Annotated in this window: 13 protein-coding genes; 6 read left to right on the top strand and 7 right to left on the bottom strand. The window is 42.5% G+C overall.

Annotation, left to right across the window (positions count from 1 at the left end):
- Positions 1-95 precede the first annotated feature (95 nt).
- Both trpS and QTN47_RS26580 read right to left on the bottom strand, forming a co-directional pair.
- Complete coding sequence (gene trpS, locus QTN47_RS26575) at positions 96-1,094, bottom strand: tryptophan--tRNA ligase (RefSeq protein WP_369332494.1); 999 nt, start codon at positions 1,092-1,094, stop codon at positions 96-98.
- Positions 1,095-1,609: 515 nt separating this feature from the next.
- Positions 1,610-4,069: a glycoside hydrolase family 95 protein gene (locus QTN47_RS26580; RefSeq protein ID WP_369332495.1), complete on the bottom strand. Its 2,460-nt coding sequence runs from the start codon at positions 4,067-4,069 to the stop codon at positions 1,610-1,612.
- Between the two features lie 217 nt (positions 4,070-4,286).
- Here QTN47_RS26580 and recG point away from each other — a divergent pair, with 217 nt between their 5' ends.
- From recG to QTN47_RS26605, 5 genes are all read left to right on the top strand, one after another.
- Entirely contained in the window at positions 4,287-6,419 is a 2,133-nt protein-coding gene (gene recG / locus QTN47_RS26585) for an ATP-dependent DNA helicase RecG (protein ID WP_369332496.1), read from the top strand.
- 67 nt (positions 6,420-6,486) lie between these two features.
- Positions 6,487-10,200, top strand: coding sequence for a DUF7948 domain-containing protein (locus QTN47_RS26590; RefSeq protein ID WP_369332497.1), 3,714 nt, complete (start codon positions 6,487-6,489; stop codon positions 10,198-10,200).
- A 72-nt stretch (positions 10,201-10,272) separates the two neighbouring features.
- Positions 10,273-11,301: a PorP/SprF family type IX secretion system membrane protein gene (locus tag QTN47_RS26595; RefSeq protein WP_369332498.1), complete on the top strand. Its 1,029-nt coding sequence runs from the start codon at positions 10,273-10,275 to the stop codon at positions 11,299-11,301.
- A gap of 289 nt (positions 11,302-11,590) precedes the next feature.
- On the top strand, positions 11,591-15,208 hold the full coding sequence (locus tag QTN47_RS26600) for a T9SS type B sorting domain-containing protein (RefSeq protein WP_369332499.1): 3,618 nt from the start codon (positions 11,591-11,593) through the stop codon (positions 15,206-15,208).
- A gap of 114 nt (positions 15,209-15,322) precedes the next feature.
- Entirely contained in the window at positions 15,323-16,357 is a 1,035-nt protein-coding gene (locus QTN47_RS26605; RefSeq protein WP_369332500.1) for a PorP/SprF family type IX secretion system membrane protein, read from the top strand.
- 576 nt (positions 16,358-16,933) lie between these two features.
- Here the strand turns inward: QTN47_RS26605 and QTN47_RS26610 are convergent.
- From QTN47_RS26610 to QTN47_RS26630, 5 genes are all read right to left on the bottom strand, one after another.
- On the bottom strand, positions 16,934-18,742 hold the full coding sequence (locus tag QTN47_RS26610) for an alkaline phosphatase (RefSeq protein WP_369332501.1): 1,809 nt from the start codon (positions 18,740-18,742) through the stop codon (positions 16,934-16,936).
- A 338-nt stretch (positions 18,743-19,080) separates the two neighbouring features.
- Positions 19,081-20,601 carry a RagB/SusD family nutrient uptake outer membrane protein gene (locus QTN47_RS26615; protein ID WP_369332502.1) on the bottom strand — a complete coding sequence of 507 codons (1,521 nt, stop codon included), beginning with the start codon at positions 20,599-20,601 and terminating at the stop codon, positions 19,081-19,083.
- 20 nt (positions 20,602-20,621) lie between these two features.
- Positions 20,622-24,032, bottom strand: coding sequence for a TonB-dependent receptor (locus tag QTN47_RS26620; protein WP_369332503.1), 3,411 nt, complete (start codon positions 24,030-24,032; stop codon positions 20,622-20,624).
- A gap of 17 nt (positions 24,033-24,049) precedes the next feature.
- The gene (locus QTN47_RS26625) at positions 24,050-24,994 is read right to left on the bottom strand and encodes a FecR family protein (RefSeq protein ID WP_369332504.1); all 945 of its coding nucleotides are present in this window, start codon (positions 24,992-24,994) and stop codon (positions 24,050-24,052) included.
- A gap of 50 nt (positions 24,995-25,044) precedes the next feature.
- A complete protein-coding gene (locus tag QTN47_RS26630) occupies positions 25,045-25,632 on the bottom strand; it encodes an RNA polymerase sigma factor (protein ID WP_369332505.1) in 588 nt (195 codons plus the stop codon).
- Between the two features lie 191 nt (positions 25,633-25,823).
- On the opposite strand from QTN47_RS26630, the gene asnA reads away from it, so the two are divergent.
- Positions 25,824-26,870 (top strand): aspartate--ammonia ligase, encoded by a 1,047-nt coding sequence (asnA, locus tag QTN47_RS26635; protein WP_369332506.1) that lies wholly within the window; start codon positions 25,824-25,826, stop codon positions 26,868-26,870.
- The last annotated feature ends 77 nt before the right edge of the window (positions 26,871-26,947 follow it).

Here is a 26,947-nt window from a genome sequence, read left to right on the forward strand (position 1 = left end):
TTGCTGCTTTAATAAACCAGCTTTACCTGATCTAATTTAAAATACGGTACAGTCCACTCTAACTTAAATTCTTTGGCGTTAACCAACGCTTTAAATTACACATAATTCACGCCAACTGCGCTGCGAACCAGTTTAATGGTTTCAACAGCTCCGGTTCTCGCTTTATCCGCGCCTTGTTTTATTATTTTGGACAAGTAGGCTTTATCATTTTGAATGTCTGCCGCCTTTTCGCGAATGGGCTTAATAAAACGCACCATATCTTCAGCGAGCTGCTTTTTCATATCGCCGTAACGAATAACGCAATTGTTATAATCATCCTCAAACTTCTGCAATACGTCATCGTCGCTTACCTGTTTCATTATTGTAAACAAGTTTTGAATATAATCAGGTTTTGTTGAATTAGGCTCAGTTGGTCCTGAATCAGTTTTGGCTTTCATTATTTTCTTGCGCAAAAGCTCATCTTCATCGGCCAGATAAATGGTAACCATCTGATTTTCGCTCTTACTCATTTTCCCGGCGCCATCCAGGCTCATTATTTTGATCAGTTCACCACTGAAATTAAAAGCCTTTGGCAAAGGAAATACTTCTGAATATCGCTTATTGAAGCGATCCGCAAAATTGCGCGTCATTTCCAAATGCTGCTCCTGGTCCTTCCCTACCGGCACATATAAAGCACGCTGAATAAGAATATCGGCAGCTTGTAAAACAGGATAAGTAAGCAGGCCCGCGTTTACGTTTTCGGGTTGCTGGCGTACTTTATCTTTAAAGGTGGTTGTTTTTTCCAATTCCCCTTTATATGATAACATATTTAAATACAAATAAAGCTCTGCAATTTCATGTACATCACTTTGTACATAAAAAGCTGCTTTTTCAGGATCAAGACCGCATGCAATGTTTTCCGCCAGTACGCGGTGCACATTGCTCACCAACTCTTTTGTGTCAGGATGCGTAGTAAGGCTGTGCCAATCGGCCACAAAAAAATAACATTCATACTCTTCCTGCATGCGCACAAAATTGCGCATCGCTCCGAAATAATTTCCTAAGTGTAATAAGCCTGTCGGACGTATTCCACTAACCACGATCTCCTTTTTCATCCGTATATCTGGTTTTGTAAATTGAGCGGCGAAGATAGGAAATGAAAACCGAGAGTTCATTAATTGAAAATTGAAAAGGGACAATTGAAAATGGAGCAAATGTGCGAATGTGCGAATACGCAAATGGGTGGATGTGCGAATGTGAATTAATTGACAGTTGAAAAGGGACAATTGAAAATGATCGCGAATGGGCGAATATACAAATGGGTAGACGTGCAAATGGGCAAAACAGATTAATTGACAGTTGAAAAGGGATAATTGAAAATGATCGCGAATGGGCGAATATGCAAACGGGTAGACGTGCAAATGGGCAAAACAGATTAATTGACAATTGATAATATGGATGGGTAAAACTGGAAATTAATGGCTTTTACGAATAATTTTTCTCACGAACACGCATCGCAAGCCCCGAAGGGGCGTAATCATTAGCCCAGGGCAACGCCCTGGGTAAAAGACACAAACGGGATAGAGCCTAATGCCCTATCCCATTTATGCCGTATTAAAAAGGCGGCTGACTATTTTTTCCGGATTGTATACTTTTCCCCCTTAACCGTTGAAAAACTAATGGTATTATCTTTTGATACTACATTAACGACTTTATTTCCGCTGTTCCGTATTTCATACTGGTCCGCAGGAAGCGCAATCTTGCACCGGCCTCCCAACTTAGAAACGATTGCAATATTATCTACAACTCCATTTTTCCACTCAAAATCAACCACAAAACCACCGCGTGCACAAAGACCTTTGGCTTTACCTGCAGCCAGTGATTTTTCGGAAGGCCAGGCCGGTAACAGCCGGATCACTTCATCATTACCATGACTTTGCAGCAACATTTCAGCGATGGCTGCTGTAGCACCAAAATTTCCGTCTATCTGAAAAGGAGGATGCGCACAAAATAAGTTAGGATATGTGCCGGCGCCGCTGGTCATTTTAATTTCGCTGGATGGATCTACCGGCGTCAATAGCTCCTTCAGCATTTTGTAGGAATGATCTCCATCCTGAAGCCTTGCCCAGAAAGCAATCTTCCACGCCCTGGACCAACCGGTTCCACCATCTCCACGACGCACCAGGGTCGCGTTTGCAGCTTTCGCCAATTCCGGCGTTTCCCACGGATTGATCTCGTCGTATGGGTATAATCCATATAAATGTGACACATGCCTGTGGTGAACTTCTTCTTCTTTATAATCCTTCAGCCATTCCTGGATTCCCCCGGTTGTAGGACTAATTTGATTTGGAGCAAGTTTATTCAGAACAAGCTCCAGTGAATCGCTCCATTTCGCGTCCACTTTCAGAAGTCGTGCAGCATTTATCGTCATCCCAAGTAATTGTCGGCCGATTTGCATGTCGATGGTCGGCCCCATACAGGTTTGTCCTGATTTTCCATCGGGCAGTATATAAGTATTTTCCGGCGAGTTGGAAGGCGCAGTAACCAGCCATTTATGCTCCGGTTCTTCAATCAAAATATCCGTGTAAAACCGGGCTGCACCTTTGATAACGGGGTAGTATTGACGTAAAAAATTCTCATCTTTTGTATATAAATAATGCTGCCATAAATGTGTAGCACACCATGCACCACCCACTAATGTTGAGCCCCAGCCAGCACCTTCGCCCGGAGCAACAAAACCCCAGGGATTTGCAATAACATGGGCAACCCAGCCTTCTGAATTGTAGTAAGCCTTTGCTGTCTTTTTTCCGTTTACGGCCATTTGTTCCAACAGGCGGAACAATGGCTGGTTAAGATCAGAAAGATTGGTTACTTCAGAAGGCCAGTAGTTCATCTGCAGATTAATATCAATATGATAATCACCGTTCCATGGAGTTTGATACTCTTCTGCCCAAAGTCCCTGCAGATTGGCAGGCATTCCACCGGGTCTTGATGAGGAGATCAAGAGGTATCGTCCGAAATTATAATACAGCGACATCAACGCAGGATCCGATTCCCCTTTGTAAAAACGCTGCAGGCGTTCTGGCACTGATAAGTTTTTTACATCGTCGTTATTACTATCAAACCAAACGCCATTCCTGGCAAAATAGTTCCGGTAATCTCTTACATGCGCCTGAAGTAATTCACTCCATTTCTTTGATGACGCATCCTGAATATCTTTAAGTGCCACCGGCATTGGATCTTTTCCTCTTTTAGTTACTTCCGGCCAGTTCATGTCTGTTCTTATGGCAACCAACAAAACACATTCATCTGCACCGGTTATTTCCAGGGTATTGTTCGTTGCAACCATTTTGCCACCTACGGGAATCGCCTTCAATACAGAAGCATAATGCAACCCTTCGTCATTATTGCCACCGTTGAGTGTTCCGGCCATTTCAATCAGGCCGGTTTTTGCATTTACTGAAGCACGCTCTTTTCTGCTTAATCCTATTGAAAATGAAAGCGCAGCTTTTTTATCAGCCTTTAGCTTAACGATTACTACCTGCTGTGGCGCTGATACAAACACCTCCTGCATAAACCCTACACCGTTACGCATCCAGGAAGTTGTACTTTTTGCGCTGTCAAGTCGCAGGTTACGCAAGTAGTTGCTATAAGCAGCAGCGGAATCATGCCAGTTGATCCGCAGATCACCAACGGTTTGGTAACATCCGAATTTTACATTGGCACCATTTCCATGTCCTGAACCCGGTCCGTTACACACAAAATGTTTTTGCAGTAACTCCTGCGCCTCAATGTTTTTTCCCTCTAATAGCAATTCCCTCAATTGGGGTAAGGTTTTATATGCTTCATAGTTGTTTTCATCATCTACCCCACCCGACCACATGGATATTTCATTTAATACAATGCGTTCGCTATTGGGATTGCCGAACGCCATTGCGCCAAGTCTGCCGTTTCCCAACGGCGCGGCTGCTGTAAAATGTTTGGCAGGTTCTTTAAACAGCATCAAAACATCAGCCTGGGCTGAAACATTCTTACCAATAACAAGTGCAAAAAGTGCAAAAGCAATCTTTTTAATGTGCGGGTAACTCATGGCAGCGAGCATTATTTGATTAAGTTTGAAAAGTAGTTCTTTTTTAACCAATTGATTAAGTGTGAATTGTTTAATGCTTACAGAATATTAACCTGTGAGCTGGTTAAAAAACAGTAGAAAACTCATGTCGCCGAAACAAGCTCAAACCTGGCAGTTTTAGATTACTTATGAATCGTAAATCCACGGAGTTATTAATTATTTTCGCAAAGCCTGATATTTGCACAAAAAGAACCCGGATATTAACAGACAACCATCCATATTAGATTCTCCCATTGAATACCTGAAAGGTGTAGGACCGTTGAAAGGAGATATGTTGCGGAAAGAATTGAACATTTTTACGTTTCGCGACCTTCTTGAACATTTTCCGCTTCGTCATATAGACAAAACCCAGGTGAACCTGATCAGGGATATTTCCTATCAAACTGAATTCATACAGGTGGCGGGCACCATCATTAAAATGGAAATAATGGGTGAAAAGCGGTCGAAAAGGCTGGTCGCTCATTTAAAAGATAGTTCCGGCATTCTTGAACTCACGTGGTTCCAGGGAATTAGCTGGGTGGAAAAAACGATTAGTACCGGGCAAAAATACCTTGTCTATGGCCGCACGGGCTTTTTTAATGGAAAGGCCCAGATGACGCATCCTGAAATTGAACCGCTGGCCGATGTAAATGCCGAGGGCAAAAATTTTCTTGAGCCGATCTATCCCACAACCGAAAAATTGAAGGCAAAAGGATTGAATGCACGGCAAATCGGCAAACTTACAGGCACTTTACTAGCCCAGATAAGCGAAAGAGATATTCCGGACAATATTCCCACCTATCTTCTTGAAAAATTAAAATTTCCAACCCGCTATAAAGCACTTTGCGATATTCATTTTCCGGGGAATGCGGCATCTCACAAATCCGCAGTGAACCGGCTGAAATTTGAAGAGTTTTTTATTGCCCAGGTACGATTGAACCTCACCCGTTTAAACAGGCACAAAACAAGCCGGGGCGTCGTATTTGAAAAAGTGGGCGACCTGTTCAATAGCTTTTACAATGAACATTTGCCATTTAGCCTTACAGGTGCACAAAAACGGGTGATCAAAGAGATCAGGACGGACACAATGCGCGGGCACCAAATGAACAGACTTTTACAGGGAGATGTAGGCAGCGGCAAAACGATAGTTGCGCTCTTATGTATGTTGCTGGCGGCAGACAACGGCTATCAAAGCTGTATAATGGCACCTACGGAAATACTGGCTCAACAACATTTTAACGGATTATCCGTTCTATTGAAGGATATGCCCATTGAAATGCGCCTGCTTACCGGAAGTACCAAAACTGCCGAAAGAAAAAAGATCTTAAAAGGTTTGGAAGATGGCTCAATTCATCTGCTTGCAGGAACGCATGCAGTAATCGAGGAAAAAGTGCAGTTTAAAAATCTGGGACTTGCTATAGTTGACGAGCAGCACAGATTTGGTGTGGCTCAACGTGCGGCGCTCTGGAAAAAGGCCGCAGTTCCTCCACACATCCTTGTAATGACGGCAACGCCCATTCCAAGAACCCTGGCTATGACGGCCTATGGTGACCTGGATTACAGCATCATGGATGAATTACCCCCGGGAAGACAGCCAATAACAACTGTTCACCGGTATGAAACGCAGCGGGCAAATGTGATGGATTTTATACGTTCTGAAATAGATAAGGGGCGCCAGGCTTATGTAATTTATCCATTGATTGAAGAAAGCGAGAAATTGAGCTATGAGGACCTGATGCAAGGCTATGAACAGGTTAAGAGTTTCTTCCCGGAACCCAAATTTTACATAAGTATGGTTCACGGACGAATGCCGGCCGAGCAGAAGGAAATAAATATGCAACGGTTTGTTAAAGGAGATACACAAATAATGGTTAGTACAACCGTTATTGAAGTGGGTGTGAATGTGCCGAATGCATCTGTAATGGTAATCGAAAGCAGTGAAAAGTTTGGGCTTTCGCAGTTGCATCAGCTCCGCGGAAGGGTTGGACGGGGTAGTGAAAAAAGTTTTTGCATTCTTTTAACCGGCAGCAAAGTGAGCAACGACGGCAGGGAAAGATTAAAAATTATGTGTGCCACCAACGATGGGTTTAAAATTGCCGAAAAAGACTTAGAATTGCGCGGCCCTGGTGACATTGAAGGCACCCGCCAGAGTGGCGTGCTGAATTTCAAGTTGGCCAGCCTGGTAAACGATAAGCCGTTACTGGAAGCGGCTAAACATTATGCAGAAAAGATACTCGAAAAAGATGAAGACCTGAACCACCCTAAAAACCAACCACTCAAAGACTACCTGCTTTCGCAAAAGGGAAAAACTATTTGGAGCAAAATATCCTAAGGAATGGCCACCAATACACGGGCAATTAACCTGTGATCTGGAGGAATGGGAAAAGATATATTAGCAAATGATCAAATTACTTGAATTGAAACATTTTACGTGCATTGCAACTATTTTGTCGCTTTTTGCCGCAATAAACAAGGCAAAATCGCAAGGCATTGAGTTTGTGGAGAACAAAGGTCAGTGGGACAAATCGATCAAATTCAAAGGCGACATTAATAATGGTGCATTTTATCTTACTGAAACCGGCTACCGCGTAGTGGTAAGCAGCCAGGATGATATGCTGCAGGCTTCAGAATTTTACCACGGGAGATCCGGTGCAGGCAATGCCGACTCTTCAAACATACATTTTACTACATCTGCCAGGGCCATTACAGATAACACCGGGCGTCCGGGCAATGCAAGCTCGGGTATTATCCGCTCCCATGCTTATGAAGTTTCATTTATGAACACCGGTGCCAGTGCGAGAGCAAAAACAGGCAATGCGGTTACCATGGTGGGCGAAAAAGCGATGACCTCGGTAAATAACTATTTTATTGGTAACGACCGCTCCAAATGGGCCAGCAATTGTAAAGTTTACCAGGCCGTCACCTATAAGAATATCTACCCGAACATTGACGTCCGATATTACGTGGATAACGGTTCACTGAAATACGATCTGATTGTTAACCCCGGAGCAGATGTAAATAATATCGCATTAAAGTTTGACGGTGTTGATAAGCTTGATGTAAAAAACCAAAATCTTGTTATCAAAACATCTGTTGGAGAAATTGCGGAACTTCAGCCTTATACCTTTCAGGCATCTGTAAACGGCCGTGCAGAGGTCAGTTCAAAATATACTGTGAGCAATGATAATGTTGTTAAGTTCAGAATTGGAGCATATGACAAAACGCAACCGCTGGTGATTGACCCAACTATGGTGTTTTCAAGTTTTGCCGGAAGCAGGGATGATAACTGGGGTTATTCCGCAACCTATGATGGTGCGGGCAACATGTATGGCGGAGGAATTGTGTTTGGTCCGGGTTTTCCTGTAAGCAATGGCGCTTTTCAAACCAAATGGGGCGGCGGTTCTGACGATGACATTTTTGCTGCGGTTGACATTGGCATCATTAAATTGACTCCGAACGGTACACAAAGATTATATGCAACCTATCTTGGCGGAAACGGAAATGAGCAGCCACATAGTATGATAGTGGATAATAACGGTGACCTGATCGTTGCCGGGCGTACCACATCTTCAAATTTCCCTACTACGCAAGACAAGTATGGTACAGGAACACCAGCCCAGGGTACAGATATATTTATCACCAAGTTTAATTCTACGGGTAGCGCCATCATCGGCTCACGTTTGTTTGGCGGAACAGGACTTGACGGCGTAAACATTGCGCCCAAGTATGCTTCAAGCCCTGAGGGCGCCTTCGATACACGCCGCAATTATGGTGATGATAGCCGGAGCGAAGTAATGATTGATGGTCAGAATAATATTTACCTCGCTAGTTGTACACAGTCAAAAGACTTCCCTACAACATCCAATGCTTTTCAAACAAAAAACGCGGGAGGACAGGATGGTGTATTCATTAAAACAAACTCAGACCTGAGCACAGTACTTACTTCTACCTATTTTGGAGGCAGCGGTAACGATGCTGCTTTTGTGCTTGCAATAGATCCTCTTTCCAGCAATATATTGGTTGGCGGGGCCACGAGAAGCACTGATTTTCCGGGCGTTGGCAATGGGGCAGTTATTTCCAAAGTTAACAATGGCGGTGAATGCGATGGCTTTGTTTCCTTATTGTCAAGTAGTGGAAGCCTGATTAAAACTACTTATGCAGGTACAGGCGGCCATGATCTTGTTTATGGCGTGCAGTACGATAAATTCGGCTATCCTTATATAATGGGAACCACTACCGGGGACTGGCCAACTACTTCTAATGTTGGCTATAAAGACAAAGGCGGAAAACAGTTTATTGCAAAGCTCAAAAAAGATCTCTCGGGCTGGGAGTATTCTACAACATTCGGCTCCGGCCTTGATAATCCTGATATTTCTCCTGTGGCATTTCTTGTAGACAGGTGCGAGAACGTCTATGTTTCCGGCTGGGGTGGTTCGGCCAATACGGCCATGAAATACAAATCCGCAGGTACCATCAACTTAAAAATCACTTCTGATGCAATTCAGAGAACAACAGATGGTAGCGACTTCTATTTTTTTGTATTGAAAAAAGATGCAACCCAACAATTGTATGGGTCATATTTCGGACAAAAAGGTGGTTTTGGAGAACATGTAGATGGTGGCACGAGCCGGTTTGACAAGCAGGGCGTTATTTATATGGCCATGTGTGCAAATTGTATGAAAAGCGGAGCTTTCCCGACAATGCCCGGCAACGTATGGTCGCCATCAAACCCGGCTGCATCCGGTTCTAAATGTAATCTTGCTATGGTAAAAATAGCTTTTGAACTGGCTGGCGTTGGAACAGGTGTGCGGTCTGCAATTGACGGTATTATTCGCGACACTGCAGGATGCGTTCCGCTTACTGTAGATTTTAAAGATACGATCGCAATTGCAAAACAATATATCTGGAGTTTTGGTGACGGAACTAAAAAAGACACAACAACAATTGCACAAATCAGCCATACCTATAATCAGATTGGCTTGTATAGAGTAATGCTGGTTGCGATCGATTCAAGCTCCTGCAACGTTGCGGATACTTCTTACATGAATATTCTTGTAAGAAAAGACAGGGCGATTCTAAACACCAGTTATACCAAATTGCTGCCTTGCGATTCGTTGAAATACGAGTTTGAGAACAATTCTACAGCGCCGCCGGGCATGTCCTTCGGCAGCAACAGTTTTATTTGGGATTTTGGAGATGGTTCTCCAACAATAACTACAGGTTTGGGAACCGTGCAACATAGCTATGCGGCACCCGGTAAATACAACATTCTTTTAAAGATGGTTGACACCACATTCTGTAACTATCCGGAAACTGATTCAATCATATTAAGAATTGCATCGAATGTAAAAGCACAGTTTACAACACCACCATCCGGTTGTGCGCCTTACGATGCAGTGTTCACCAACACGTCGCTCGCAGGCCAGCAATACCAATGGGACTTTGGCGACGGTACAACGTCTACGGAAGAAAGTCCAGTGCATACATATCCCAAGCCGGGTAATTATTCCATTAAGCTGGTTGTGATAGATTCATCTACCTGTAACAAGATCGATTCGTTCAAGTACAATATTGTTGTGAGTCCGAAACCCACAGCAGCATTTACTTATACGCCAACACAGGCTGAACCGAATTCACCTTTTTACTTTAGCAACAATTCAATAAATGCAACCAATTATAAATGGTTGTTTGGAGATGGCGATAGTCTTGCTACGGTAAAAACACAGCCGCCCGTTTCGCATATATTCAACAGCAGCGGGAATTTCAGGGTTACATTAATAGCCAGCAACCCATATAAATGTTACGATACGGCATATCAAACGCTGCAGGCGCTGGTAATTCCGCTTGTGGATGTACCAAATGCGTTTACGCCTAATGGTGATGGCATTAATGACCAGGTGAAAGTTCGCGGTTATGGAATAGATAAAATGAGCTTTAAAGTATTTAACCGCTGGGGAACACTGATGTTCCAAAGCGCCAGCCAGGACCTGGGATGGGATGGCAAGTTCAAAGGACAACTGCAACAACAGGATGTATATACTTATGTGCTAGACGTCATATTCTTTGATGGAACGAAATATCAGAAGAAGGGAGATATAACTTTATTGAAATAACGGATGCTAATACCAGCATTTAAAAGCAGGGACATCAGCCAAAAAAGGAAGTTAGAAATGAGGAACCCATTTATGAAAAAAGTATTGGATATTAAAATTGTTGCTACAATCATGGTGATCTTTTGCACTTTGGCCTCAAGTGCGCAGGATCTGCATTTTTCGCAATATTTCAATACACCGCTTCTCGTGAATCCTGCAAATACAGGTTTTGCACCGGAATCTGACTGGCGTGTCGGAGCGAATTATCGTAACCAGTGGTCAAGCATACTTAACAACCCATACAAAACAATGAGTGCATGGGCAGACGCGCAGGCATTTGGCAATCGTCTTAGCAACGGATGGCTCGGTATTGGCGGCGCATTATTAAATGATGTTGCAGGAAGCGGCGGCCTGACATCTACCCGCGCATATGGTAATATTGCCTATCACCAGCTTTTAGGAATAAACAGTTTGCTGAGCATGGGTTTTAGTGTGGGCTATGCGTCTAAACGTATTGACTTTACCAAACTTTCTTTTGATGACCAATGGAACGGGAAATTCTTTGACATAACAATACCTAACGGCGAACCATTTGCTTACAGCAGGGTATCTTACCTGGATTTAGGTGTTGGTATGAATTACGCTTTTTTTCCCTCAGACAATACTTACCTGAATTTGGGAGTAAGCATATCGCACATTAATCAACCTAAAGAATCGTTTTTCTCTAATTCTTTGATAGATCAGCGGCTGGATGCACGATACAACGTTTTCCTGAATGGCATGTTTAAATTGAATGACCAATGGATCATCAATCCTAATGCATATATAAGCAAAATGGGCACAGCATGGGAAACGGTTGTAGGCCTTAATGCGAACTATAATTTAAGTGGCGATGGCTTTACGCAAATGATTGCAGGTTTATACTACCGCTCGGGCGACGCATTTATTCCAATGATCGGCTATCAGCTTGACGATTTTAAACTTACTTTTAGCTACGACGCTACAACATCTTTCTTAAAAAACTACAATCAATCCAGGGGCGCATACGAAATATCGCTTGTCAAAACAGGGCTGTATAATAGTGGTGGCAAGAATGTAAAATGTCCTACTGTTAAATTTTAATTCGTTTAAAAAAATTTAATCGGAATAAATCTATCACTATTAATAAAGTCATCAATAATAATTAAATTGTGTAAGGAGCAACCAATCTGAAAATTTAGCGTATTCGTATCTTATGAACGGAGTGGCCTGCTGCAAAAAATCCTTCCTGCCAAAACCGCAGTCCCGTAACAGGTAACTTAATTTTTCTGCTTAGTTAACTGACGATTTGCTACATACATAAACCTTTATCCATAAAACAATTTGTATCTGTAAAACGTTGTTTTATTGTGGACCTCTTAAAATAAAAGATTTGAAACTTCTTACGCATATAGTAGTTTTCATTTCCCTGCTAACCTCTGCAAAGTCGATAGGTCAAAGTATAGAATTTGTCGAAAACAAAGGGCAATGGGACAAAAGCGTGAAGTATAAAGGCAATCTTAACGGAGGAGCATTTTACCTGACATCAACCGGCTATCGCGTCGTATTAACCAACCCGGACGATATGCGTAAGCTGGCAGAATATTACCACGGAGGTTTTAGCTCCGATTCCTCTTTTCAAACAGCACGCGCATCAGCAGTCGCAAACAACAAACTTTCTTTACGGGCGCATGCATATGAAGTAAAGTTTGTGAATGCATCTCAAAATATTTTCTGCGAACCGGATAAGCCGCTCACCTCAGTAAATAATTATTTTATAGGAAACGATTCAACCAAATGGGCCAAAAATTGCAAGATTTACCAGGCAGTGACGTACCGGAATATTTATCCAAATGTTGATCTCCGTTATTACATGGATAATGATGCATTAAAATACGACCTGGTTGTTAACCCCGGCGGGGACATCAACAAGATCGCCTTACAATTTGACGGCGTTAACCGCATTGATATAAAAAATCAAAATCTCGTAGTGTCAACATCTGTCGGAGAAGTTGCGGAGTTAAAACCATATACTTACCAGTCATCCGTTAACGGAAGAGCGGAGATCAATTCAAAATATGTAATCATCAATAATAACACTGTAACATTCCGTATTGAAAACTACGACAGAACAAAACCGTTGATCATTGATCCTACACTTGTGTTCTCTACTTTTTCCGGTAGCCGCGATGATAACTGGGGTTACACTGCAACATATGATGGCGGCGGCAACTTCTACGGTGCTGGTATTGTATTTGGAACCGGCTGGCCCGTTAGCAACGGTTCTTTTGAAACGACATTTGGCGGAGGTGTTCAGGAAGACAATCTTGGTCCCTTAGATATTGGCATAATAAAATTGTCACCTAACGGAACGCAACGAGTATATGCCACTTATCTTGGAGGAGCCGGCAATGAACAACCGCACAGCCTGATAGTTGATAATAAAGGCGAGTTGGTTGCTGTAGGAAGAACTTCTTCAAAGGATTTTCCTACCTCTGTTGCCCTGTATGGCTCAGGCGGCGCTTCTGATATTTTCATTACGAAATTCACAGCCGATGGTGGATCCATTGTGGGTTCACGGTTATTTGGAGGATCAGGTCCTGACGGCGTAAATATCAGTCCTAAATATGCCGACGCTGTTAAAGGTGCCAGCAGCACAAGACGGAACTACGGTGATGATGCACGAAGTGAGGTGATTGTTGACGCGCAAAACAACATCTACCTGGCAAGTTGTACGCAGTCAAAAGATTTTCCCATAACATCGAATGCTTTTCAAAAAACTTTTGGCGGTGGTATGCAGGATGGCGTGTTTATAAAAACCAGCGCGGACCTGAGTACAGTTATTACAAGCACTTATTTTGGCGGATCTGATAACGACGCAGCCTTTGTGTTGGCGTTGAGTCCGATCACCAACAATATACTGGTAGGCGGTGCTACGGGAAGTTCAGACTTTCCCGGTGTAGGAAGTGTAGGTATTAATACTGCTTATCAGGGAGGAGAATGTGATGGCTTTGTGTCTTTACTTTCCAACGACGGACATACATTGATACGAACTACATACGCTGGAACAGGCGGCAATGATCTTGTATACGGTGTGCAGTTTGATAAGTTTGGATATCCTTATATCATGGGGTCTACAACAGGCACCTGGCCGGTTGTAAATGCTGCATTTAGTCAGCCAAATGGCAGGCAGTTTATCTCCAAGCTAAAACAGGACCTGTCTGGCTTTGAATATTCAACCGTATTCGGCAAAGGACAGGCTGAACCGGATATATCCCCTGTTGCATTTTTAGTGGATAGGTGCGAGAATGTATATGTTTCCGGCTGGGGCGGATCAACTGATAAAAACATGGGCTATCCTACAGCATATACAAACGGATTGTCAATAACACCTGATGCTATTCAAAAGACCACGGATGGAAGCGACTTCTATTTCTTTGTTCTGCAAAAAGATGCTGTAGCTCAGCTTTACGGTTCTTATTTTGGCCAACAAGGCGGCTTTGGAGATCACGTTGACGGTGGCACGAGCCGTTTTGACAAGCAAGGAGTTATTTATAACGCTATTTGCGCCAACTGTAATAAACAAGGTATTTTTCCCACCATGCCAGGCAATGTATGGTCGCCGTCAAATCCTTCCAATAGCGGCGCCCGTTGTAATCTTGCAATGGTTAAAGTTGCATTTGAGCTCGCAGGCATAGCAAGCGGTATTCAATCAAGCATAGACGGCGTTCCAAGAGATACAGCCGGATGCGTTCCTCTTAAAGTTGATTTTAAAGATACGATTGGCATAGCCAAACAATATATATGGAACTTTGGCGATGGTTCTGCGAGTGTTACAACCACTACACCTCAAACAAGCCACACCTATCAAAAGCTTGGGTTGTTTAATGTAATGCTTATAGCGATTGATTCTTCGGCATGTAATATTGCAGATACATCATACCTGAATATTCTGGTCAGAAAAGACAGAGCCATAATATCCGCACAGGCTATTAAACTTCCACCATGCGATTCACTAAGGTTTGAATTCCAGAACAACTCTACATCACCGGCAGGTGTGCCTTTCGACAATCATAGCTTTATCTGGGATTTTGGAGATGGTTCTCCTACGATTACAACCGGCACTCAGTCTGTGTTCCATAGTTATGCGTCACCGGGCAAGTACACCATTTCTCTTCAGATGATAGATACGGCTTTCTGTAACTATCCGGAAACAGATTCTATTCCATTGCGTATCGCGGCAAATGTAAAAGCTCAGTTTGTTACACCGCCTTCCGGTTGTGCACCTTATGATGCTGTGTTTACCAATACATCAATGGCCGGACAGCAGTATTTATGGGACTTTGGTGATGGCGCTGTATCTACAGAAGAAGATCCGGTACATACTTACTTTAAGCCGGGAGAATACACCGTTAAGTTAAAGGTTACCGATTCATCAACCTGTAACATTGTAGACTCAACGCAATATCATATTATAGTTAGTCCGAAGCCAACAGCAATGTTTACTTATTCACCGCTGCAGCCACAGGCTAATACTCCTTTTGTATTTACGAATAGTTCAGAAAACGCAAACTCATATAAATGGTTATTTGGGGATGATGATAGCCTGATCACAATTAAAAAAGACCCTTTATCATACGTATTCCCGCGCAGTGGAAACTTCAGGGTCATTTTAATTGCCATCAATCAATATGGCTGTGCCGATACTACTTCTGCCACATTACAAGCTATTGTTGAACCGCTTGTTGATGTGCCGAATGCATTTACACCAAACGGCGACGGATCCAACGATATAGTGAGAGTACGCGGTTACGGCATTGAAAAGATGAGCTGGAAAATATTTAACAGGTGGGGCACACTGGTCTTCCAAAGCGCAAGCTCCACAATTGGATGGGATGGCAAGTACAAAGGCCAGCTCCAACCACAGGATGTATACACTTATATACTGGATGTAATATTCTCCGACGGGACAAAAGCTCAAAAGCGGGGAGATATAACATTATTAAGATAAACAACGGGGCCTGCATAAACGGACTTTCACCAAAAATGTCTGAATAATGCACGCCCGGCCAAACGACCAGGTAATTGACTGTTTGACCAATTTAAAAAGAAAGAGGGAGGATTTATGGAAAAGGTACATTATCTGAAACTCATTGTTTTTATAGCAACGATTGCAGCTTTTAACTACCATTCATTAAAGGCCCAGGATCTTCATTTTTCACAATACTACAATACACCATTGCTTGTTAATCCTGCCAACACGGGCTTTGCTCCTGCCGTGGACTGGAGGCTTGGCGTAAATTACAGGAACCAGTGGGCCAGCATTCTTACAAACCCGTATAAAACCATGAGTGTTTGGGGCGACGCTCAACTTTTTTATAACAGGTTTGCCAACGGCTGGATGGGCGTTGGTGGTGCTTTGTTAAGTGATCAGGCCGGAACCGGCGGATTAAAATCAACACGCGCGTACGGAAACATTGCGTATCACCAGCTGGTTGGTCTCAACAGCCTGTTAAGCCTGGGATTTAGCCTGGGTTATGCAACCAAAAGAGTTGATTTTACAAAGCTTACATTTGATGATCAGTGGAATGGAAAATTCTTTGATATTAACATTCCTAACGGAGAACCATTTGCGTACAGCAGCGTTGGCTATTTTGACCTTGGCGTGGGAATGAACTATGCGTACTTCCCCACTGACAATACGTATTTGAATGTGGGAGTAAGCATTTCACATGTTAATCAGCCAAAAGAATCCTTTTTTGCCAATTCACTCACCGATCAGCGGTTGGATCAACGAATTACACTTTTCCTCAATGGCATGTTTAAATTAAATGATCAATGGATCATTAATCCCAACGCTTACATCAGTAAAATGGGCACAGCATGGGAAACTGTGATAGGCATGAATGCTAATTATAACCTGAGCGGAGATGGCAATACGCAGATGATCGGTGGCCTTTACTATCGCGCTGGAGATGCATTTATTCCCATGGTGGGCTATGAATGGAGTGGATTCAGGCTTACCGTTAACTATGATGCAACTACTTCCTTCCTCAAGAATTACAACCAGTCACGCGGTGCTTACGAACTTTCAATTGTCAAGACAGGATTATATGATAAGGGCGGAAAGAATGTAAAATGCCCTACAGTGAGATTCTAAAAGCTATGAGCTTTCATTTTAAACCATATAAGGCATATAAGAAAGTTGAAGGGATCGCATAAAACTTATATTCTCTTATATGCCTTCTATACAACTAGTGAATAGTGAATGGTCAATGGTGAAGGTCCGAGCTGGTTAAGTAAATATATTGTCGTTTAAGTGTTATTATTATCTTGAGTAAAAGCTCTTATTTGCTCTTATATGCCTTCTATACAACTAGTGAATAGTGAATGGTCAATGGTGAAGGTCCGAACTGGTTAAGTAAATATATTGTCGTTTAAGTGTTACTATTATCCTGGGCAAAAGCTCTTATTTGCTCTTATTTTTCTTAAATGGTTTAAAAAACTTCGCTTCGGTTCGCTTTAGGCTTTGGGCTTTAAGCTTTATCAGTTGTTTACAAAGAAACGTTGGCGCCCGACACCTTACTTATATGGTTTAAAAAACTTCGCTTCGGTCAGCTTTAGGCTTTAGGCTTTGGGCTTTAAGCTTTATCAGTTGTTTACAAAGAAACGTTGGCGCCCGACACCTTACTTCTATGGTTCAAAAAAAACTATATGTTTTGCCGTTCGCTAAGCGTTACTCTCCCATTGCCTTTAATATCTTCCTAAACACTTCTGTGTTTTCATAAACACCTCTGAATTGTTGCGACTGTGGCCCGTATGCAAACACCGGCACAGGAATGGCAGTATGATCATTGGTGGAAAACTGTCCGCCTACTGCACCTTTCTGAATGTCGCCGTTTAAGAGTGTTAGGCCACCTGTTTCATGATCGGCGGTAACAACTACTAAAGTCTCGCCGTTCTTATCCGCAAATTCCAATGCCTTTCCAACCATTTGGTCAAAGTCCATCGCTTCTGTAGCCAGATAAGGCACCTTGTTACTGTGACCACCATTATCAACTTGCGCACCTTCAGCCATCATAAAGAATCCGTTTTTGTTCCTTGATAAAAAATTGACGGTGCTGGCAAACGCATCCTGTAACCAGCTACCGCGGCCATTTATCATGGAGCGACTTGCGATGCTATCAACTACAAGCAATTTCTGGGAAGAAGCATTTTGAGCATCCTTCACAGATGATAGAATTGCAAATCCATTTTCTTTAAGACGCGAAGACAACGCTGCATCAAATTCTTTTACGCCAGATCCCATTAATACATCAACAGGAGATGAAAGGAGATCCTGCAGTATGCCATAAGTGCTATCACGATCCATTCTATGCGCATAAAAACTTGCAGGTGTTGCACCGGTTATTTCGCCCGAAGTAATTAACCCCGAGGACATCTTTTTCTTTTGTGCATAGTCAGGAAGGAGTGGTAAGGCCCTACCTGTTTTATCTACACCAATAAAACGGTTCTTTGTTTTTTTACCAGAAGCGTAAGCAGTTGCACCAGCCGCTGAATCAGTTATATAATCATCATCTGAACTTGTTTTTGAAAAGCCGATGTTCAACATTTTGAAGATATTAAAGTTGCCGCCGTTAGCAGTGTAGCCAGCATAAAGCTGCGGCAAGCCTGTGCCGTCAGCGATCAATAAAATGATGTTTTTTGGTTTTGCACTCGTCCCGTCCGATTTATACGTCGGCTCATATGTTTTATAGAAGTCTTTATTAAGGAAACTGTTTGCTGGTAACTTTTTCAAAAAAGAAGACAATTCAGCAATATGATCCGTGTTAATAAAATCAACTTTTAGCTCCATCAGTTTGTACCAGGCATTGACAACATCCGGCGCGTTCCAGAAGCGGATGGGCTTGTGCATGCCATGTATCTTTTCTACCATTTTTTTTACAGCAGTTGCACCGGGTTCAGGAATTACTCCTTTTCCATTCCAGGGTGTAAGATTTTTAAGATTACCGCTCACCAGCGCAACACGCTGCATGTTTTGCTCGCTATAGTTTTCGTAAATATCTCCATCAAACCATATATAGGAAGGATACACTGTAAAATCTGCTGGCCTGTTGCCCGTAATTACCCAGCGAACTGTACCGGTTTGTAGCGCAGGATATTTTTCAATCAGCTCAACCAACTTCTTTAATGTAGATACACCTTCCGTTTTTAAATCGATAAGCAATTGTAGTTTTAGCGTTGTGTCTGCATAAGGGTATCCATTATTTTTCTGCACACAAGATAATACCGGCTTTATATAATATTCCTCCAGTGTGCGGTGCTGTTGCAATCCTTTCACGTCGTGAGATACAAGCAGTTCGCCTTCTTTTAAAAAGATGTCAGCTTCTATGGAACCAAAGCCCGCATTGTAAGCCAGCCAAAACGGTTCTTTTTGTTCATAATCGTTGTGAGAATGCGCATTGGAAACAGTGTAAGCAACGGGCTGTGCAACACTTAAGAAGCCCGAAAACATCAACAACAAAAAAATACAAATTCTTATCATTACTGTAATTTTTATCTACAAAAAAGTACCAGGAACGGGAAGATAATTCCAGAACCTGGTACAGTCAGTTTATAGTTTATCACTCAAGGTCGTTTAGTTAAACACACATCATCAACTTTGGGAGATGTCTCCTGTCGTCGACATGACGATCCAGGCTTATCATAAGAACTAATCACAGCAGCACCAATAATAAGTATCAAATACCGTGAGAGTCTGCGCCCGCATCGTCACCTCGACGACAGGAGAGGTCTCCCGAATATTGATCTGATGATGATTATTTGAGCCTTTACTATTGAATACTTCTAATTAAACGACATTGACTTCTCAATGGCAATATCCTACCAACCGGCGTTTTGTGTTATAAGGCCTCCGCTATTATCAATTTCACTTTGCGGAACCGCCCATACATGGTGCACTTTAGGATTGAAATTTCTTGCTTCCCATATCACTTTTCCATCAGCTCCATGCAGCGGTTTTGCGTAAGCAGCCTGGGCATCTCCCCAGCGAACAAGGTCACGATGACGATCTGACCATTCACCAGCCAGCTCTCTCCTTCGTTCGCTCTTAAGATCATTCATTGTAGCGCCTAAAAGTTTTGGATAATGATTTTCATCCGCACTGCCCCATGCTCTTTTGCGAATCATATTTAATTCATTATCGGCATTCTTATTCTGCATCAATTCTGCTTCAGCTTTTATCAAAATGATCTCAGCATAACGGATCAGTGGCACATTAAGATCCGTGGTTGGATGATCGCCGTTCGGATTCAAATGAATACCGCCAGGATAACTAAATGGCTCCATGTACTTATTAAACTGGTAACCGGATGTACTGTTGCTGGATGAATAAGTCATTGAATCACCAAAATAAACAAACTTATCACCGGGCTTAAGAATGGTTGCTTCTCTTCTTTTATCACCAGCTTCATATGCATTGTACAATTCCTGTGTTGGCATATAATATCCCCAGCCATTGTATTTACCCCATCCTTTGTTTTCAAGCATACAACCGGGCAGAATACTTCCCCACAACGTATTGCTTACTGCTGACCAGATGTATTCTTTAGACCAGTTATTGGCAATATAGAATACACTTTTAAAATCGGGCAGCAACGCATGTTTACCACTCTGGATAATTGAATCGGCATACTTCTCTGCATTCACATAATCTTTCCTGTACAGGTACATTTTAGAAAGATAAGCCCACGCTGCGGTCTTATGCGCCCTGCCATAATCATCTGTACTCAATTGATCAAAATAAGGCAACAAGCTTGCAGCCATTTTTAAATCAGACTCAATATAAGCATAATTCTCATCCACATTCTTTGCACGCGGAATCATATAGTTGGATGGATTCTGCCTGTCGATAATAGGCACGCCGGCCCTTTCATCACCATAATTAGCAGCCATTTGAAAATACATAAGACCGCTTAGAAAATATGCTTCGCCAATGATTCTTTTTTTGAGTGATTCATCCATGGAGATTCCAGGAACATTCCGGATAATGTCATTTGCACGCTTGATAACGATGTACCGCATTTTCCATTGAGGTTCTGTGTAAGAACCTCCAATATAAGATGAGTTAAAATTCTTCATGTTATCTGCCTGTGCTTTAACGCGACCAGTAACCATATCATCACTGGCGTTCATAAACCACATAAAGCCACGTCCATAAAATTCTTCGCCGTCGAACTGATCATACATGGCGTTGGTGGCTTTAACCGCATCGTCCTGCGTTTGCCAGAAGGTTGCAGATGTTGGCGATCCCTGCGGAACGATATCCAGTTTTTTGGCGCAGGATGTAAACGCTGCTATTGCAACGAGTGCGGTATATATGATTGAGTGTTTTTTCTTCAACATTGTCTTAGTGTTTTAGCTGATCAGAGATTTATATTTAAACCGATAAAAATGGAACGGGCCTGTGGGTACCTGCCCTTATCAATTCCATATTGATCAAGTCCTACTTCCGGATCAAAACCGGAGTAATTTGTAAATGTTACCAGGTTGTTGGCTGTTACATAAAGACGAACCGTATTCAGGCCTGCTTTCTTTGTGAGTTGGGCAGGAAGCGTATAACCCAATGTAAGGTTCTTGATACGCATGTAAGAGCCATTCTCGATGTACCAGCTTGAAGTAGTTCCGAAATCACCATTCGGGTCAGACAATGAAACACGCGGGATATCGGCGTTTGGATTCTGTGGTGTCCATGCATTCTTTACAGAATTCAGCAGGTTAAATCCTTGTTGCACACTTGCGCTCTGACCAAGGAACTTCAACGCATTAAAGATTTTATTGCCCTGTACGCCCTGCAGGAACATATTCAGATCAAATCCTTTATAGCTAAGGTTAAAGCTAAAGCCGTAAGAAAATGACGGATATGCGCTTCCCATAAACTGGCGGTCGTTATTATCAATTTTCCCGTCACCATTCACATCTTTAAACTTCATGTTTCCCGGAACTGCGTTGGGTTGAATTTTACTACCATCTTTTCCAACGTAGCTGTCTATTTCCTGTTGAGTTTTAAATAAACCTGCTGCAGGGACAACATAATATGCATACAGCGGCTGACCTTCTGCAACGCGGCCCGGCGTTAATACACCTCTCACGTCGCCACCGGAGGCAAAGCTTGAAAACTCATCCAGCGAAAGCACTTTGTTTTTTATGCTGGAAAGATTCGCATTAACGGAGTATTGCAATCCACCCCTTGTTACATTCTGGTATCCAAGGCTCAGTTCTACGCCACGATCTTCTGCACTACCAACATTCTTCCACATTACCTGGGATACACCTGCTGTTCCAGGCAATGACACAGGCAACAACATGTCTTCTGTTTTCTTAATAAAATAATCTGCCGCAACTGTAAAATGACTATTGAAGAATGCCGCATCCAGGCCAATATTAGTCTGACGGGATTGCGCCCATTTTAAGTCAGGATTTGAAATAGCGTCTTCCGCGTATCCATAGGCTCCTACAGGCGTTTGGCCAATGTAAGCTGTTGTTGCAGCAAGCGGCACATTAAATGCATTGGAAGGCAATGAACCAAGGTTACCCAGTATACCATAACTGCCGCGCAATTTCAGATCGCTTAGCCAAAGGCTTCTTTGCAGAAAATCTTCTTCTTTAATCCTCCATCCGGCAGTTACGGCAGGATACCACTGCCAGCGGTTCTGGCTCGGGATCTTTGAAGTTCCGTCGCGACGAATGCTTGCAGTTACCATATATTTGTTTCTGAAGTCGTATGCAATTCTTCCTGCATAAGAAAGCAATGATTCCTGCCATCTCCCGCTTGACGGTTTATTAGGGAATTCTGTGGCGTTGCCCAGGTAAAGCAGATCTTCTCTTTCATCGGGAAGATTTTGTCCCTGAACTGCAAATGAATTGTTCACATTTTCCTGGTAAGCATAGATGAAGTTAGCCGAAAGATTATGCGACCTGCCAAAGCGATGCGTGTAAGTCAGGATTTGTTCTGCCAACAGGTCTTTCCAATTTCCGGAAGAATAATCCAGGTAGTTGTTATAAAATTTCTTACCACTCTCTAATATTCGTGGCTGAAAATTCTTGGAGAAATTATTGCCATATGTGTAAGAGAAATTTGAACGGAATGTAAGTCCTTTTGCAATATTTATTTCTGCATAAGGATTGAAATATAAAGTATTGACCGGGTTGGTGTAATCATTGCGCATCAGCAACGCTACCGGGTTTAACACATCACCATAAGAACCTGCATACTGTTCCGGAACACCACTGTAGGCACCTGTTGATGTATAAGGAGCTACGTTAGAAGGATATGCAATCGCCATAAGAATAGCGCCGCTGGCAGTGCTCGTAGTGTTTGCTCCGCGTCCGCCGGTTACTGTATAAGAAAGGTTCTCTCCTATCTTCAACCATTTTTTTACCTGGTAATCGGTGTTCAGGCGAAGAATGGCGCGCTGGCTGCGTGTGTTCAGCAGAATGCCCTGGTTATCGCGGTATCCGAAAGAAAGATAGTGCGTTGATTTTTCGTTGCCACCACTCAGACTAACATTGTATTCCTGAATAGTACCCTTACGGAAAACATCATCCATCCAGTCCGTTTGTGTAATGTGACCTTCAGGATAAACAGAAGCATCAAACGCCGGATCCCTTTGTCTGCCGGCATTATCAGCAGCCAGGTTCATTGTCTCGGCATAGTCATTTGCGTTTAATGAATGTAATTTTCTCCACGCTTCCTGGGTTCCATACTTGGCGTCTGCATTAACAGTACTGGCACCACTTTTTCCTTTTTTAGTAGTAACAAGTATAACGCCGCCGGAAGCTCTTGCACCGTAAATTGCAGCAGCAGCATCTTTCAACACGGACATAGATTCAATATCATTCGGGTTTACAAGCGGTGCGCCGGAATAGAATGCAACGCCATCTACTACCCACAAAGCTTGTTCACCATTAATGCCACCAAGACCACGAACATTTACGCTTGGTCCAACAGTTGGATCTCCACCATTATTTTGTACATATACGCCGGCAACTTTACCCTGCAATATTTCAACAGGATTGTTTACAGAACGTGAGCTTACTTTATCCAGCAACACTTTACTTACCGCACCGGTTACTTTTGTGCGCTGTTGTGTACCATATCCCACAACCACAACACTGTCCAATTGCGCCACAGACCTGAGCATCACTATTACGTTTGGCGCGCCGGCTTTTACCATTACGTTTTTTGTCTGGTACCCAACCAGCATAACGGTTACCAGGGTTTCGGGCTCATCGCTTTCAATCGAAAAGAGTCCCTTTTCGCTGGTAACAGTACCATTGCCAGAACCCTTAATAAAAACGCTTGCATTTTGCAACGGACCGTTTTCATCCATTACGGTGCCTTCTATGATTTGCTTTTGTACCTGGTAAGAAGCATTGCTAACTGTAAATCCGGAATGCAGACCAGCTTCCGGAGACCCGGCGTGCGTCTTCTCGTAAATAACAATTGTGTTGGATTGGGTTTCGTAGGTAAGGTTTGTTTGTTGCAATACTCTCTTCAACAAGTCCTCTACCGTAATGCTTTTCTTTTCTCTAAGCGTCACGGTATATTTTTTTATCTCATTTACATCATAAGCCAGCTTAACCTGTGTAGATGCAACTATTTGCGTAAGTAGCTTTTCCAGTGGCTGCTTTTCCGCCTCGATACTTATATTGGTCTGGAGCGGATCCTTCTTCTGTGCAAGAACGGCTGAGGGGGTGACTGCCGTTACACAAAAGACAATACCCAGCCCGGAAAGCAAACGCGTTGCTTTCACAGTGATGAAAGATTTTTTCATGCTGTTATGTATTTGGGTTACTGAATAATTACTGTATTATTTTGGAGAATAAATCGAACGTTATTTTTTGCACCTAGTAAATTCAATATATCAATCACCTTTTCTATGGTGATATTTTTGTCAACCTGAAGATGATATTCGCCTGCATAGCCCTCCTTCCTGTTCTCAACATTTACAGAGAAATGATTTTGCAGCCAGTCTGCCACTTCATTTACAGATACATTTTGTAAAAGAATTTCTCCGTTGATCCACCCGTTTGCTTCAAGCGATAAAGAAGAATCAATTCTTACTTTGTTATTTGCCGAAGCGTAACGCAGCCGTTGACCAGGAAGAATAAAGCCCAACGTATCGGCCTGTTTGCTGACCAGCACTTTACCGGTCACTACAGACACTTTAACATCGCCTGCAATCATTTTTTTCACAGAGAAAGATGTGCCTTTTACCACGGTATGTACATCGTTTGTAATGACTGTAAATGGATGGGCCGCATCTTTTTTAACTTCAAAAAACACCTCTCCCTCTTTTATCTCCAGGCTGCGGTTATTTTCAAAATTTGAAGCATAGATCACCTGTGTATTTTCGTTCAGCCAGATAGTACTTCCGTCAGGCAAAATTTCTTTACTAACGTGCCCTGCACTTGTGTTAAGAGCAATCATCTTTTTATTGACGGAAGAAAAATAGTATATGCCTGCAACCACACACAAAAGGCTGGCGGCAACAGAAAGATAACGCCACCACTTGATCCTTTTTACCGGAACATCTGTTGCAGGTATAGTATTCGAAAAAATTTCATCCCGCACTTTTTTCTTATCCTCCTCATCAATGAACTTGTAATCATCTCCGCCAGCGGCCTTTGCATCCAGCCAATTATGCAGTAATGCCAGTTCATCTTCTGAACATTCATTGTGCGCATACTTGTTCAGCAGCGACTGTATATACTCATCACTATTCAAATTATCCATGCTTTATAATGTGAAAGACAAAAAATCAGTAGAGGTTAACTATTCGCGGGCTAGTTTTTTTTGAAAAGCGTAAAAATAATTCCTGCCCAGATAATAATATCATCGGCCTTGCTCAAACTGGCCTTCATTTTTTTTGAAGCAACATTTAATTGGTTCCGTATGGTTTGAGGAGAATTTCCTGTGTAATTAGCAATCTCATCAATATTTAATTCTTCAAAATGATACATGCTGTATACCTGTTGCATTTTCTCCGGAAGCTGTGCAACTTTTGAGCGCAGTACCTTTTCGGCATCTTTTGTATGAAGAATATCGGCGGCTGAGTTGGCTGCAGCAATTTGTTCTGCCTCGTTAATAACAGTTAGCGACATTTTTTTCTTTGCGAAATGATTCAGTAACCTGTTCTTGAGCGCAACAAAAAGATAGGCAGAAACAGCCTGAACCTCAGGAAGGTTTTCACGCTTGTTCCATAGATACACAAACAGTTCCTGAACGACTTCCTGGGCGTCTTCCCTGTTTTTGAGCGTACGGTAAGCATATTGGAAAAGGTCCTCCCAATAGCCATCAAACAGCTCGGTAAACGAGCGCTGATCGCCTTGTTTTATTTTCTCCCAGCAGCATATTTCCTGGTCCAATTTCATATAAGCATGCAATATAATGGTACGTTTTACAAAGGAAAGGTTAGCTCAAATTAAGAAATTATTAATAACAAAATCGTTTGAGCACGCAGATATTCATGCATCCGATTACATTGTTGAGTTTTAAGGGCTCTTTGATTACTATACTTTTTTTGTAGGTTTACACCCATTTTTAATGACCTTATTTAGCCACTATGTTCACAAAAGGACTTTATTTACCGGACAATTATCATTCAGCATTGAACCTGATAGAGACCGAAATCGCTATTAAATTCGTAAAAGATCATTTTGAACACGAGCTCGCCAAAGAACTGTATCTGACACGTGTTTCAGCACCTTTATTTGTATTGGAAAGCAGCGGCTACAATGATGATTTAAATGGTGTTGAGCGTCCTGCTTCATTTCCTGTTAAAGACCTGAATGATACCAAAGCGCTTGTTGTGCACTCGCTGGCTAAATGGAAAAGAGCCGCTTTGAAAGACTATGGTTTTGCTCCAAACACCGGATTATATACGGACATGAATGCGATACGTGGCGATGAAGAAATGGACAACACGCATTCCATTTATGTAGATCAATGGGATTGGGAAAAAATTATCAGGCCTGAAGAAAGGAACATTGCAAAACTGAAGAATATTGTTGAACGCATTTATAAAGTGCTACGTAATATGGAGAAGGAAGTATTGGAAAGATTTCCTGTACTTGGTGACGCAATCCTTCCTGAAAATATCACTTTTATACATGCGGAAGAGTTACTTCAACGTTACCCTAATGATACGCCTAAAATGCGTGAGAATAAAATTGCAGAAGAATACGGCGCTGTCTTCATCATAGGCATTGGCAACAAACTATCAAACGATGAAGCACACGATTCCCGTGCCCCGGATTATGATGACTGGACCACTGTTGCAGACAACAATCTTCCCGGATTAAACGGCGATATTATTCTTTATTATCCTGTATTAAAATGTGCATTGGAAGTTTCTTCAATGGGCATCCGCGTTAATGAAGATGCCCTTGAAAGGCAGCTTACGATAACCAATACTACTGACAGAAAAAGATTCACCTGGCATCAGCGCTTACTTGGCGGTGAACTTCCGCAAACAATTGGCGGAGGAATCGGCCAATCAAGAATTTGTATGTTCTTCCTCAGAAAAGCCCACGTCGGCGAAGTACAAAGCAGCATTTGGAGTGAAGAAATGCGAGGTGCGTGTAAGGCAGCCGGCGTACAGTTGCTTTAATTAATTGATAATGGAGAATTGAAAATTGAAAATGAAGGGGAATGTGCGAATGTGCAATTGTGCGAATGTGCAAATGG

It is taken from the genome of Danxiaibacter flavus (assembly GCF_041060425.1).
GTDB classification, from domain to species: domain Bacteria; phylum Bacteroidota; class Bacteroidia; order Chitinophagales; family Chitinophagaceae; genus Danxiaibacter; species Danxiaibacter flavus.

Excerpts from the sequence above, each read along its gene's own strand:
- QTN47_RS26615 (WP_369332502.1), bottom strand. The coding sequence starts at position 20,601 with ATGTTGAAGAAAAAACACTCAATCATATATACCGCACTCGTTGCAATA.
- QTN47_RS26595 (WP_369332498.1), top strand. The coding sequence starts at position 10,273 with ATGAAAAAAGTATTGGATATTAAAATTGTTGCTACAATCATGGTGATC.
- asnA (WP_369332506.1), top strand. The coding sequence starts at position 25,824 with ATGTTCACAAAAGGACTTTATTTACCGGACAATTATCATTCAGCATTG.
- QTN47_RS26605 (WP_369332500.1), top strand. The coding sequence starts at position 15,323 with ATGGAAAAGGTACATTATCTGAAACTCATTGTTTTTATAGCAACGATT.
- QTN47_RS26580 (WP_369332495.1), bottom strand. The coding sequence starts at position 4,069 with ATGAGTTACCCGCACATTAAAAAGATTGCTTTTGCACTTTTTGCACTT.
- QTN47_RS26610 (WP_369332501.1), bottom strand. The coding sequence starts at position 18,742 with ATGATAAGAATTTGTATTTTTTTGTTGTTGATGTTTTCGGGCTTCTTA.
- QTN47_RS26590 (WP_369332497.1), top strand. The coding sequence starts at position 6,487 with ATGATCAAATTACTTGAATTGAAACATTTTACGTGCATTGCAACTATT.
- QTN47_RS26630 (WP_369332505.1), bottom strand. The coding sequence starts at position 25,632 with ATGAAATTGGACCAGGAAATATGCTGCTGGGAGAAAATAAAACAAGGC.
- QTN47_RS26620 (WP_369332503.1), bottom strand. The coding sequence starts at position 24,032 with ATGAAAAAATCTTTCATCACTGTGAAAGCAACGCGTTTGCTTTCCGGG.
- QTN47_RS26625 (WP_369332504.1), bottom strand. The coding sequence starts at position 24,994 with ATGGATAATTTGAATAGTGATGAGTATATACAGTCGCTGCTGAACAAG.
- trpS (WP_369332494.1), bottom strand. The coding sequence starts at position 1,094 with ATGAAAAAGGAGATCGTGGTTAGTGGAATACGTCCGACAGGCTTATTA.